Origin of the sequence: Sporosarcina sp. FSL K6-5500 (genome assembly GCF_038005665.1) — a bacterium.
Taxonomy (GTDB): domain Bacteria; phylum Bacillota; class Bacilli; order Bacillales_A; family Planococcaceae; genus Sporosarcina; species Sporosarcina psychrophila.
Genome location: NZ_JBBOTP010000001.1, coordinates 4528840 through 4542560 on the forward strand (window position 1 = coordinate 4528840; position 13721 = coordinate 4542560).

The window sequence follows — 13721 nt, forward strand, 5'->3', positions numbered from 1 at the left end:
TCATTGTACCATGAACAAAACAGGGGGTGCTTTCATGAAGAAAAGAGAATTGGGTAAAAGCGGTCTATACATTTCCGAAATCGGACTCGGATGTATGTCACTGCCAGATGATTTAACCGAATCGAAAAACATCGTCGACGCTGCGATTCACTCAGGCATCAATTACTTTGATACAGCCGATTTGTATAATAGCGGTAAAAATGAAGAACTCCTGGGGTCTTCGATAAAAGGAAGACGGAATGATATTATCCTTGCGACGAAAGCCGGCAATAAGATGAATCCGAGTGGTGAAGGATGGACATGGGATTCTTCAAAAGAGCATATTATGGAGGCAGTCAAACAGAGTCTATTGCGCCTCGACACAGATTATATCGATGTCTACCAGCTTCATGGCGGGACAATGGAAGACAATGTGGAGGAGACAATTGATGCATTTGAAAGCTTAAAAAAAGATGGACTTATTCGTCAATATGGCATTTCTTCGATTCGTCCGAATGTTATTAAGCGATTCTTGGATACTAGTTCAGCAGTCTCTGTAATGATGCAATATAACCTGCTTGACCGCAGACCAGAAGAATGGTTTCCAACGATCCACGAGGCCGGTGCCTCTGTTATTACGCGTGGGACCATAGCCAAAGGTTTTTTAACATCGGAAGGTTTATCAAGAGCTGCAAAAGCGAATGGATTTGTCGAATATAATGCGAGTGAATTAACACAAACAGTCCAAGCGCTGAGTGAACAATCAGAAGACCTGCACGCGGCGGCAATTGCTTTCGCCCTTCATGATAAAACAGTAGCGTCAGCCCTCGTTGGTGCGCGCACAACTGAGCAATTGCTCGATTCAATCATCGCTTACGAGAAAAAAACGACTGACGAAGAAATCACTCAGTTAGGGCATATTGCAAAAATACACAATTACAAAGAGCATCGCGTTTGATTCTCTTCTGAAGGAACAAACAAACAATTAACTAAATACATTACTGCACCTCAGATTCAAGGCATTTCTTGCTGGAAAAGCGACCGTCCATCTGATTATGACCGGCATGAGACCTGTTATGCTCGCCATGGCTCCGATTATGACTGGCATCTGCCGTATTATCACCGCCACGGGTTACCTACACAAAAAGGAGCTATAAACCGCTATGGTTTTAGCTCCTTTTTACTGTTCAATTAACATCTCTCATTTAATAGCATCAACAAACCTTTTTGTAATATCCATAGGTCTTGTTATTGCTGTTCCAACAACAGCAGAGTAAGCCCCCAGTTCGAACACGCGCTTAAGTTGTTCTGGTGTCCAAATACCGCCTTCTGCGATAATCGGGATAGGAAAATCCTTCACTAGCCTCTCAATTAACTCCATATCCGGCAAACTTGTCCCTCGCGTATAGTCGGTATAGCCACTAAGTGTTGTTCCTAGGCAATCAAATCCTAATGCATAAGCTTCTTTCGCTTCTTCATACGTTGAGCAATCAGCCATGAATAGTTGATCACTATATTTTTCGCGAATAGTAGGGAAAACCTCGCTTATGAGTTTACCGTCCGGCCTGATTCTATTAGTTGCATCTAACGCAATAATGTTCACACCTTCTCGATAAAGTAAATCTATTTCTTTTAGAGTTGGTGTGATGAAAACATCAGATCCCTTGTAAACACTTTTAATGATGCCAATGATCGGCAATTCCACATTTTTTTTAATCTCTTTAATATCTTCAACGCTATTCGCTCTAATTCCTTTAGCCCCGCCCTTCATTGCGGAATATGCCATTTTCCCCATTATAAACGAACTGTGCATTGGTTCTTCTGGAAGTGCCTGACAAGAAACAATAAGTTCATGTTCTATAGCAGCAAAAATTTCCGCTTTAGTTTTCAGTTAAATACACCTCCATGTAGCCCTGCTTTCATTTAAAATATTCCTTAAATTCATTTGCAAAATTATGCCCCATCAGCTTATAGCCTTCTGCATTCGGATGAAGTTCGTCCGGTAGTAAGCCGGCGTAGTCTTCCCCCAGGATATCCAACCCGTTCACATAAAAAAGATGATCATCACCATTTCTTCTAAATATCTCTACAATTTCTTGTATTTGTTGTCTCATCTTAATAAGCGTAAAGCCGACTAGATTAGGGGTCCCCTCTCTAAATGCTCCATAAATAGGAGAACTTAAAACTATTGGAACTTTCGACTGTTTTTCACGAATAATTTTAATAAATCCAATGATAATCGCTTGAAATGTTCGTTCATTATAACTGTTTGCACCGTATATATTTATGCCCGCACAGAGGGAAATAAAGTCAACGGGCGTATCCCTAATCGTTCTAGCAATCATTGGTTCATACTGGCATTGCCCACTGAATCCCAGGCAAGTTAAATCCAAATCTAATTCGGCCGCGGTAATAACCGGCCATGTCTGTGAAGGGCTTTCTGCCGCCTGGCATTGAGTAATGGAACTCCCATAGGCCAGCCATTTCCTCCTTAAAGAAGGGTAAGCGTTCCAATTCGCTTCTTCAGCAATATAAACATTCCTTACGGCCATTTTTTGTCGTTGCGATAAATAAATTTCAACAACTTTATTACTTGCTAAAAGACCATCCACTGTAAAAGACGTATCCTTAGATCTAACTATTATCGTTTTCACTAATTCCCTATCAATCATGACATCGAATTCTACTTCAACTTCAGATGCTGCAAATTCCACTTTAATCGTTGGGGAGTTTGTTTCAAACGTTATTCGAACGCCGGCAGGTATCTCTGCTGTTCGGTTAAGTTGATTTGGCGTATAAAAATCTTTATCTTCATGAAAAATTCTCCAAGGACTAATAAGCCCTCCACTTTTTTCAAGTGATATAGCGCCCAAAATCGTTTCTGAATTCAATACAATTGGTTTCATTTATCCACCGCCAACATTTTAATTTTGAGTCTGATAGTTCATTATTACTTCGTCAATCCTAGTCTTAATACCTTCAACTTTCTCAATATCGTCTCCAGATACCGGCACTAATGGGCCTCTTACGCTACCAATATTTACGCCCTTTAGTTTATAGATTTCTTTAATAACGGAATACATTGAACCATTCAATGAACATAATGCCATAATGATATCATTAATGTCATGTTGAATTTTCCGCGCTTCTGAGAAATCCCCGGCTGATACAAACTCTTCCGCTTTTAGGAACAACTCTGGCATCACACCATAAGTTCCGCCAATCCCGCTATCCGCACCAATTAACCTTCCGGATACATATTGCTCATCTGGGCCATTAAAAACAATAAAGTCGTCATGTGCTGCCGCTTTAAATCTTTCAATATCCATGACTGGCATCGAAGAGTTTTTCACACCAATTAGCTTGTCGTTCTGTAATAACTTCTTGAGTAAGTTAATGGAAAGATTGTATCCGGTCGTTTGAGGGATGTTATAAATAATAAACGGCAGGTCCGTTGAATCCATAATTTCCGTCCAGTACTTTTCAATTGCACATTCAGGCAGTTGAAAATAAATTGGCGGTATAGCAGACAACGCATCATACCCTAATTCTTCCGCGTACTTCGCTAATTCAACGCTTTCTTTTGTTGATGGTGCTCCAACATGGGCAATCAACGTAAGTTGCCCTTTCAGGCTTTCGGCAACATATTTCAATGTCGCCTTTCTCTCCTCAAGATTTTGATAAATACACTCCCCCGAACTGCCACCAACGTAGAGACCTTGTACTCCTTTTTCATAAAGATGAATCGCTAACGCTTTAATTCTCTCTGGTGATATTTCTCCTGCTTCATCATAACAAGCATAGAATGCTGGAATAATTCCTTTATACTTATCAAGTAACATATTCTTTTCTCCCCTCTTGACTATCTATGTAAACTGAGCGAAGGCGCTCTACAAGAGGCAGCCTTTCGCCGAGCGACGAAGCGGGTGTTTATTTGACTGAGCCCATCGTAATTCCTTGTGTAAAGGACTTTTGGAACAATGTGAATATGACAATCATCGGTACAGATGCAAGTGCTGCTCCAGCCATCATGACCCCATAATCAGTCTTATGCTCACCCTGCATCGTAGCAATACCTAGTGGTAGGGTCATCATTTCCGTCGAACGAGTGATAACAAGTTGGCTGAAATAATCGTTCCAACTTAACATGAATGTAAAGATTGCCAAAGCACCTAGAGCTGGTTTTAGCATCGGAATAACAATATGCCAAAACGTACGAATTTCACCACAGCCATCTATTTTAGCAGCTTCCAAAAGTTCATTGGGTATCGTTTGAGAAAACTGTTTCATAAGGAATACACCGAATGGCCAGCCGATTGCCGGAATGATTAACCCTTTATATGTATCTACCCAACCGAAATCCGCTAGCATTGTGAACAATGGAACAAGAATAACTTGTTTAGGTAGTGCCATTGCAGCAATTAGTAAAATAAAGATCAGCTTGCGCCCAGGAAATACTTTTTTGGCAAGAACAAAGCCCGCTGTAGCGCTTACAAAACAGACAGCAATCATTTCACTACTTGCAATAAAGAAACTATTAAATGTCCAGCGCCAAACCGGATTACTAAATAGTGTTACCCAGTTATCCAATATTGGTTTTAGTGGAAACCATTCTGGTGGTATCGTTATCGCAACAACTTGAGCTTTGAATGCCCCCGTGATAATCCAATAAAACGGAAAAACAAAGAATAGTGCAGAGAGAATCAGTAATAGTGTAGCTATTATTTTGAATGCGCTTAATTCACGAAACCTTTTTTTATTACTAGATCGATTAAACTTTTTCTTCATGTTTAACTGGGATTGTGCTTTCACGACGTTTCCCTCCCCCTAATACTCAACATCATTGCCTAAGTATTTAAATTGAATGATAGAAATCACTCCAATGACTAAAGCTAAAATGACCCCCATTGCAGAAGCTAAGCCAAAATTACCAAGTAGGAATGCTTGTTGATATACGCCATACATCACGGTCGATGTACTATAAATTGGACCTCCAGAGGTTAGCAATTGGATGAGAGCGAAACACTGAAACGAATTAATTGTCGTAATGACAATCACATATAAACTTGTCGGCATCAGTAATGGCCATATAATTTTCCGGAAAATTTGCCACGGTGTAGCTCGATCAATCTGGGCTGCTTCAATATACGTAGTCGGAATGTTACCGAGTGAAGCAACGTACAGAATAATTGGCTGTCCAACGGAAGTCGTGATTAATATAACTGTAATCGCCATCAAAGCTGTTTTAGGATCTCCCAGCCAGGAGACCGGCTCTATTCCAAAAAAACTAGTAATATAATTAAGAATTCCAAAGTTAGGATGATAGATCCAACCCCATACGACAGTAACACTCACCACTGAGGTTACAGCAGGTAGATAGAATATCCCCCTACAAAATGATCTTATAAATTCACTTTTCTTATAGATGGACATCGCTACAAAAATAGAAAAACCAATAACGATAGGAACAGCAACTGCAACAAGTACAATTGTATTAATCATAGATTTATGGAACGTTTTATCATGATAAAGAGTTACATAATTATCCCATCCAATAAATTCAAAACTCGTAATGTTGTAATCGAAAAAACTCATGTATATTCCTCGCAGCATGGGATACACAACGAAAATGAGGAAAAATGTTAACGCAGGTAATAAAAACAAATAACTCATCATCCAATCACGTAATTTGTTTTTGTTTGGTTTACGAATGGTAGCTAACAATTGTTTCACCCCAATCTAATTCTTTATGGAAAGGAGCAGCGAATAAATAATGCTGCTCCTCTTCACTTTATTTATTCGCTGCTTTCGCTTTCTCAATCGCGGCATTGGACTTCTCCGCAAATTCATCTAATGCTTCTTTAGCTGATTTCGTTTCAAGGATTGCTTCTTGCAGTGCTGGGAACCAGAAAGTACGCACTTCTGCATAGCCGTCTGCAATCGTTGGTGGATCTGTTATGAATTTACGTGCCAGCTCTGAATACTCATACTCAGACCCTTCATATAGGCCTGTAACTGAGTTCCGCGCTGACAAACCTCCTGTTTGAATCAAGTTTTTCTCGCCCCATTCAGGATCGTTCACGATGAAGTCAACTAATTTTTTTGCTGCTTCAGCTTTTTTATCGTCATCATTATTAAAGACTGCTAGACCACCAAGAAATGGTTCAAGCTTCGGATCGGATCCATCCGGTGTTGGATAAGGAAGTAAAACATCCTCAAAGTCCTCTGTTTTATTTGGAGCAAAAAGTGATTTAAGTACAGCAGAATAGTTAATAGCAAATGCCATTTTACCTTGCAAGAATAAATCATTATGATCCCCAGCATCTAATGAAGCAGCGCCCGGTGCCACCAGTCCATCTCTTGAAGCTTGAACAACCCATTCAAGCCCTTTAATCCCGCTTTCTGAGTTAATCGCAACAGCGCTATAATCTTCATTCAAAAACCGACTAGTTCCTAGATTAGTAATATATCCTCGTGTCCCTTGGTCTCCCGCAACGCTTTTTGCATAGAAACCAGATGGAATGATACCCGGAGCCTTTTCTTTAACTGCATGTAACGCTTTCTCATACTCCGCTACAGTCCATGTCCGATCTGGTCGATCTAATGGTAGCAAATCAAGTTCGCCAATGTCCTCAAATAAAGTCTTGTTGACAGCCATCATGAATGGCCCTGTATTGAATGGATACATATAAACCTGATCTCCAACCATCGATTGTTTCATTAACGCTGGAGATATATCATTTTTCACATCATCTGGCATCATGTCATTTAGTGGTGCAAGTAACCCTTTCTTACCCCAATCAATGATCCGCCCTGGAGCGTCGTAGATCATATCTGGTGCTGTGTTCGTAGCGATTGCTACATTCAGCTTTTCAGGTCCACCTTCAAAAGTAAGCATCTCTAACTTCACTTTAATGTCTGGATTTTTTTCATTGAAAGCGGCAATAATTTCTTTCTCATACTTACCCACTTCTCCATCTAAGGCTTGGAAGTTCGGGAAATTCCACCACGTTATTTCCACCTGTTTTTCGTTACTTGGATTTTTGTCTGTGTCTTTGCCACCTTCGCTTTCCTTTGCTGTGTCTTGACTACAAGCGGTCAAAAATAGTGATAATACAAGAGCCATTACAACTAACAAGACAGAACCCTTTTTCGAACCTCGCATAATATCTCCCCCTCCTTGTATTTCCGGAAATAGTGGTGAAGCGCTTTCATTTCCTGTTTTAAGCATAAAGTCAATAACCAGACATGACAATCCCATGAACTTTACATTCATAGCCCTATTCTGACATAAATGCTCCAAACCCCTTTAAATTATTTAATAATTCCAACTTCAATACGCCGCCATTAAAGATTAACCTCCACAACATGTTTGAATCTTCTACCAATTTCTTGTTGGGGAAACTTTTTTTATCGTGTACACTTAAAATAGATTCACAAAATGGCTGTTTAAGTAAGTAATAGAAATTTAGAGGTCTTTTAACACATTCCTAAAAAACAACAACTACTATCAAATGATTTTTGGGGGAATACGATGTATAAATTGATGATTGTTGAGGATGAACCTCTCATACGTTCTGGATTAAAACAGTACTTCGATTGGAAAGAGTTAGGGGTCCATACAATTATTGAGGCGGAAAACGGGAAAGACGGAGTGGATAGAGCTTTAATCGAGCTCCCCCACTTGGTGATTACAGACATTCGTATGCCTGTAATGGATGGACTTGAAATGATTGGACAGCTCCGATCAAAACTGCCCGATACCCTTTTTATTATCTTGACTGGCCACAATGAATTCGAGTACGCGCAAAAAGCCATTCATTATGGCGGTGTATATGATTATTTACTAAAACCATTGCAATACGAAAAAAGTTTTTCAGTTATTGTAAATTGCTTAGAAAAAATACGCCTAAAGCAACTTATGCCACAATCTTTCGAACGGCTGACAGATCGAGGTACAAATCAAGGGGTTGGAATTGCGCCTGAAGAAGGCCTTCAACTTTTCGAAAAAATAGAGTCCTATATCAAACTGCATTTGGATCAAGAATTAACACTCAATATGGTTGCCGAACATTTCTTTTATCATCCTTCTTATTTAAGTCGGCTATTCAAAACAAAATTAAATAAAAACTACATGACTTTTGTAAGCGAAATAAGAATTAATTATGCGCTACAATGCCTGAAGGTGTCGCAACATTCCATCGCCGACGTGGCAAGTTTATGTGGGTATAAAAGTTATAAACATTTCGTAAAAGTATTTAAAAGTATTACCCAAATGACACCAACAGAATATAGAAAACAGTTAAGGCAATGATATTATGAACCATTTGAAGCGCTTCTTACCATTTTTCCAATTTAAACATGTGAATCATCAAATTTTTGTCCTTATGATTTTGACGATTACCATCCCGCTGCTGATTTTATCCGTAATGATTTACATGTTTTCAATTCAATCAGCTAAAAAAGAGTATCAAAATAGTTCGAATCTCATTCTTAATAATCTATCTTTTAATTTCGATCAATATTTGCAGAGCATCGAGATGGGGGCGCTTACTGCACAGATGGACAGTAAACTACAAAATGCGCTTGAAAATTGGCAAGGAGATGACTCAGAACGAGACTATGTTCAAATTTTAGAATACGAAAATGCGATTGAACATTTTATCAGTACAATTGAAATAACAATTGAGAATGTCGATAGCGTCCAAATTTATATAGGTGACCATGTATTTTATTCGACACTAAAAAAATCCGTATACGATGTGAGTAACTTAACAAACGAAGAATGGTATAAACAAACCATTGAGCAAAAAGGTAGAATCGTCTTATTTGGTACTCACCAACCATTTAATAGGGTAAATTCCAATGAATCAGTGATATCAATCGCAAGGGTAATTAATAAAAATGGAAGCAGACAACCGTTAGGTGTTTTGCTTATTGATATCCGTTTAGATTCATTACGTAACATTCTAAATTTATCAGAAAATCATAATCGGAATTTCGTTATTTTGGATCCTCTTGGCAGTGTTATTTACGCTTCTGACCTAGATCAAATCGACTCCAATATGACATTTAAACCCGCTATCCAGCCTTTCCTTTCCGATTCAAATAAGGAATCCGGGAATTTTTACGCACCGGTAGACGGGGTTAATTCATTTTTCAATTTTGTCACTTCTCCCTACTCAGACTGGACAGTTATTCAATATATAGAAGAACAGGAAATGACTAAGCATGCGGAAATGCTTCGCAAAGTTATTTTAGGGTTAGCTTTCTTTTCGATTGGTATGGCTATGTTATTTATGGTGATCTTATACATACGTGTAACTGAACCAATTATCTTTTTAAGTAGGCAAGTGAAAATAATCGGTCGCGGAAAATTCGATGTTAACTTGACTAGCAAACGTCAGGATGAATTTGGCGGACTTTATCAGGGAATTAGCAAAATGGTCACGGACATACAAGATTACATTGAACGGTCCTCTGTGTTAAAAGCTCAACAAAAGCTAGCACATTACCGCGCGCTTAAAAGTCAAATCAATCCGCACTTTTTAGCTAACGCACTTGAATCGATTCAAATGAAAGCGGTGTTAAACAAACAACGGGATATTGCTGAAATGATTGGGGTACTCGGACAGTTATTTCGAATTAATATCCAAAGTGGGAAAGAAACAATCACATTGGAAGAAGAATTGACCCACATTCGCCTGTATATCCAAGTACAACAAATGCGATTCGGAGATAAAATTCAGTACGTCGAAAACTTAGCTCCAACTAGTGAATCTATACGACTTTTGCATTTCTCCCTTCAGCCCCTTGTCGAAAATGGTATTGTCCATGGGTTAGAGCGTAAATATGGAGCTGGAATACTTGAAGTTTCATCTATTTTTTCCGGCCAGGATATGCTAATAACGGTGAGTGACAATGGGGTCGGTATTGATGAAGAACAACTACAATACTTGAAAAATCGCCTTGCACAATCCTCCAGTACATTAACCGAAGAACATATCGGGCTTAAAAATGTCCATGATCAAATTCGGTACTATTTTGGTGATCAATATGGCATTGAGATTGATAGCTCGCTCGGAGTAGGCACGACTGTAACCATACGAATTCCAGCAAGACCATGAAGTTACTAGTTAGGAAACAGGACTCTAATTACTATGCTTCTTTCACCTATCTGAAAAATCTAAATGATTCACACGATAAAATGTGGGTATTACAAGAACATGCACCATTCATCTTAGACATACTCTTGGAGGAGATTTAAATGGATTTAAAACTTAAAGGCGAAAAGAAATGGTTAAAGCTAGGAGCGGCAACATTGCTCTCAGTCGGAATGCTTGCTGCATGTGGCGATGGGGATGACGACGATGTTGACGTGGATGTTAACGAACCTGTAGAAGATGTCAATCCTGAGGATGGAACAAATACGGATGTAGATTTAGATACTGATGATGAAACAGATAAAGATGTTGAGGTTGATGACGATGGCGTCGTTGATGATAAGAAAGATGACGACCATATCGAAGATGGCAGCGACGGTTAATTAGATAATCTGCTGTAGCACTTAAACCAAAAAGGACTGGATGGCATCGTAGCCGTCCAGTCCTTTTTGGAATTCAAAATTTCATTTTTAAATGAACATCCCTGCAATAGCGGCACTCAATAACGAGGCTAACATCCCAGCTGCCACCGCACGGATACCCAGTCTCGCAATGTCAGGACGTCGACTTGGCGCAAGAGCACCTAAGCCTCCCAGAAGAATAGCTAGAGAGCTTAAGTTTGCAAAGCCGCAAAGGGCAAAGCTAACGACAATAACCGTTTTAGGGCTAAGAGAAGCGATTTCCGGGGCGAATGACGCATACGCGACAAACTCATTCAATACAAGTTTTTGGCCAATGAAACCACCCGCTATTACAGCCTCTGACCAAGGAACACCGATGGCAAATGCGAGCGGTGCAAATAGAACGCCCAAAATCCCCTCAACAGTCAACGATGCATAGCCAAACACTTTACCGACTCCACCTAACATGCCATTCATCATAGCGATAAGTGCAATGAAAGCCAATAGCATGGCACCGACGTTGAGAGCAAGTTTTAATCCATCTCCTGCCCCACGTGCGGCTGCATCAATAACGTTCACTGATTCCTGGTCCTTACCCATTTCAAATTCAGCGACTTCTGACTTCTCAGTTTCGGGTATCATTATTTTTGCCATCACTAGACCTGCAGGTGCCGCCATGAAGCTTGCAGCAATTAAATACTCAAGTGGAACGCCCAAAAGCGCATAACCAGCGAGAACAGAACCAGCAACCGACGCAAGTCCTCCAGTCATGACTGCAAATAGCTCAGACTTCGTCATATTTGCTAAAAACGGTCTGATGACAAGCGGAGCTTCCGTCTGTCCGACAAATATATTCGCTGCCGCAGACACCGATTCTGCTTTACTCGTGCCAAGCAGTTTCGATAATGCGCCTCCGATTAGCTTGATAACCAACTGCATAATTCCAAGATAATATAATACGGAAATCAAGGAAGAAAAGAAAATAATGATCGTCAATACTTGGAATGCAAAGACGAAACCGAATTCATTAACATCCGCTGCTGGACCAAAAAGAAATGCAACTCCTTCACCAGCGTAGTCAATGACATTTTGCACGAGTCCGGAAAACCATATTAAACCAGATCTCCCCGCCTCCCATTTCAAGACGACGAATGCAAATGTCACTTGGATGATTAAACCAACAACGATAGTCCGGTAATTAATCGATTTCTTTCCATTAGATAAAAGAAATGCAATTCCTAATACCACAACTATCCCTAAAAGCCCCCACAATAAATTCAACTAGTACACCTCTTCATATGGAAGTTTTCCATTTATAATTTTGTTACTAATACGCCAATTCGCACTATGGAAAGCTCATTTTCGTTGTCTGACGTCATACAACTAAATGAGTTTAGCAAACGAAATGACATAAGTAAATAAATTGTGCGGAAAATAGGAAAAACTATGTTTTCCAAATGATTCAGCAGTTAGTATTCCACATTTATCCGAAATTACTCGTCGTTTTTTGAATACGCTCACATTTTAAGACAACAAAAAGACTACCCTTTAAGTCAATACAGCTGACCTATAAGAAAGTCTTAGTACAATCATCTTCTATATCCTGTTACCAATGTCTATTTTTACGAAGAAAAGAAACAACTGTAATTAAAAAAATGGATTAAACGATGGTAAGCAGTTGGTCTTAGAATGACTTTCAAAAAATTACCCATCCTATAAAAAAGGAGATGTCATCAATTATGAGAAAAATATTTATTGCACTTGGAATTATTATTGCAGTTAATTCAGCACCAACATATATCCCAACCATTGCTCATACACCACCAGAAATTCCAGCTTACGCTAAGTGGGGTAAACTCGCTATAAAAGAAACACAATCAAAATATCCCAATGCAACTATTATTGACTACCTTCATGAAGGAAGCGAATCTAGAAAGGATTCAACAATTGAAAAGTTTAAGCTATGGTTAAAAGATGGTGACCACGAATTCGGCGTTTTTGTAAGAATTGAGTATACTACCGAAACTGAAAAAGTAGTTACTATTGAATTTGAAGAAACTTCTAGGTAAAACTTCACAGTCGTGGCCATTTTTTTCGGAATTTGATAATCCCCATTTTTCAAGGGATATTATTTTTAAATCCAAATAATCAAGAGGCTTAATTAAATGGAAAAACTATGCCCTTACCTAAATTACTGAGACAATATAAAACACCTACGTAATTGACACACTTATTAAAAGTGCATCTATCGTAGGCGTTTTTTCATTAAGTAGCCCTATTCAACTATTTTCAACACCAAAGGAAGTTACCTCACCATCATTCTATCATTGCTCCCAAAGGCTTTAAAACAAATTTTTCGATTGCATGGAGCACTCCTTCTTCATTGTTCGTCAGTGAGATATAATCCGCAAGGTCTTTCAATTCCTGGACCCCGTTACCCATCGCGATACCTAAACCAGCCGTCTTAATCAGTTCAATATCATTGTGATTGTCGCCTATAGCGATAATTTCTGTACGATCGATACCAAGATTACTCGCTAGGTGCAATAAAGCACTTCCTTTGTTAGCTTCCGGATGCGTCACTTCAAGATAGTTTACTAAAGACTTGGCGATATGTGCATTCCCTCCAAACAATGCCCGCAATTCATCCTGTAAGGTTGCAAGGTAGGCAGGCTCTTCGATAAAGAGTGCTTTCGTAAATCCTAGTTTCGCAAGTTTGCCAAGATCCGGTTCTATTTTATACGGGACCTTCGACTTTTTGGAGTACTCAATAATCTTGTCATTTTCTGATGCAGCATAAAGAATATCATCTTGATAAACTTGCAAATGTATTTTTTTATCACGAGCAATCTCAACTAGTTTTTGTGCCATGTTAGGAGGAATAAGTCGTTCATACATCACTTCATCGTCATCAATGCTTTTAATGATTGCACCCTGATACGTAATAACTGGTACATTGATGCCAAGTTGCTGTGCAAATAATTTCGCAGATGGAAACATACGCCCTGTCGCAATCGTGACAACTGTTCCTAATTCCACCGCTTTTTGAATAGCCTGGATTGTTCTTGGCGTAATCAGTAATTCATCCGTAAGTAATGTCCCATCAAGGTCAATCGCAATTAGTTTATACATGGAATTCCCCCTTTACTTAATGCTATCTAGTTATCGTCGCATGTTG

13 protein-coding genes are annotated in these 13721 nt (G+C 39.2%); 5 read left to right on the forward strand and 8 right to left on the reverse strand.

The features are described 5' to 3' along the window. Positions 1-34: 34 nt before the first annotated feature. Complete coding sequence (locus tag MKX62_RS21895) at positions 35-937, forward strand: aldo/keto reductase (protein WP_067210500.1); 903 nt, start codon at positions 35-37, stop codon at positions 935-937. A 243-nt stretch (positions 938-1180) separates the two neighbouring features. Here the strand turns inward: MKX62_RS21895 and MKX62_RS21900 are convergent, their stop codons facing one another. From MKX62_RS21900 to MKX62_RS21925, 6 genes are all read right to left on the reverse strand, one after another. After that, positions 1181-1870, reverse strand: coding sequence for an N-acetylmannosamine-6-phosphate 2-epimerase (locus tag MKX62_RS21900; RefSeq protein ID WP_067210503.1), 690 nt, complete (start codon positions 1868-1870; stop codon positions 1181-1183). Positions 1871-1898: 28 nt separating this feature from the next. After that, the gene (locus tag MKX62_RS21905; protein ID WP_340742333.1) at positions 1899-2885 is read right to left on the reverse strand and encodes an SGNH/GDSL hydrolase family protein; all 987 of its coding nucleotides are present in this window, start codon (positions 2883-2885) and stop codon (positions 1899-1901) included. Between the two features lie 18 nt (positions 2886-2903). Continuing rightward, positions 2904-3821, reverse strand: a complete 918-nt coding sequence (locus tag MKX62_RS21910; protein WP_340742334.1) for a dihydrodipicolinate synthase family protein — start codon at positions 3819-3821, stop codon at positions 2904-2906. Positions 3822-3909: 88 nt separating this feature from the next. Next, complete coding sequence (locus MKX62_RS21915) at positions 3910-4791, reverse strand: carbohydrate ABC transporter permease (RefSeq protein ID WP_340742335.1); 882 nt, start codon at positions 4789-4791, stop codon at positions 3910-3912. Between the two features lie 15 nt (positions 4792-4806). After that, complete coding sequence (locus MKX62_RS21920; protein WP_445683392.1) at positions 4807-5703, reverse strand: carbohydrate ABC transporter permease; 897 nt, start codon at positions 5701-5703, stop codon at positions 4807-4809. A 67-nt stretch (positions 5704-5770) separates the two neighbouring features. After that, complete coding sequence (locus MKX62_RS21925; protein WP_340742336.1) at positions 5771-7144, reverse strand: ABC transporter substrate-binding protein; 1374 nt, start codon at positions 7142-7144, stop codon at positions 5771-5773. Between the two features lie 369 nt (positions 7145-7513). Here MKX62_RS21925 and MKX62_RS21930 point away from each other — a divergent pair, with 369 nt between their 5' ends. The 3 genes from MKX62_RS21930 to MKX62_RS21940 all read left to right on the forward strand — a co-directional run bounded on the left by MKX62_RS21930 (position 7514) and on the right by MKX62_RS21940 (position 10525). Beyond that, on the forward strand, positions 7514-8293 hold the full coding sequence (locus MKX62_RS21930; RefSeq protein ID WP_340742337.1) for a response regulator transcription factor: 780 nt from the start codon (positions 7514-7516) through the stop codon (positions 8291-8293). Between the two features lie 4 nt (positions 8294-8297). Next, positions 8298-10106: a cache domain-containing sensor histidine kinase gene (locus MKX62_RS21935; RefSeq protein WP_340742338.1), complete on the forward strand. Its 1809-nt coding sequence runs from the start codon at positions 8298-8300 to the stop codon at positions 10104-10106. Positions 10107-10246: 140 nt separating this feature from the next. Beyond that, a complete protein-coding gene (locus MKX62_RS21940; protein ID WP_338656303.1) occupies positions 10247-10525 on the forward strand; it encodes a DNA primase in 279 nt (92 codons plus the stop codon). Between the two features lie 87 nt (positions 10526-10612). On the opposite strand, the gene MKX62_RS21945 is transcribed toward MKX62_RS21940, so the two are convergent. After that, on the reverse strand, positions 10613-11824 hold the full coding sequence (locus MKX62_RS21945; RefSeq protein ID WP_340742339.1) for a NupC/NupG family nucleoside CNT transporter: 1212 nt from the start codon (positions 11822-11824) through the stop codon (positions 10613-10615). Between the two features lie 458 nt (positions 11825-12282). On the opposite strand from MKX62_RS21945, the gene MKX62_RS21950 reads away from it, so the two are divergent. Beyond that, positions 12283-12612, forward strand: a complete 330-nt coding sequence (locus MKX62_RS21950; RefSeq protein WP_340742340.1) for a DUF3889 domain-containing protein — start codon at positions 12283-12285, stop codon at positions 12610-12612. 247 nt (positions 12613-12859) lie between these two features. Here MKX62_RS21950 and MKX62_RS21955 read toward each other — a convergent pair whose 3' ends face one another. Beyond that, complete coding sequence (locus tag MKX62_RS21955) at positions 12860-13675, reverse strand: Cof-type HAD-IIB family hydrolase (protein WP_340742341.1); 816 nt, start codon at positions 13673-13675, stop codon at positions 12860-12862. Positions 13676-13721 lie beyond the last annotated feature (46 nt).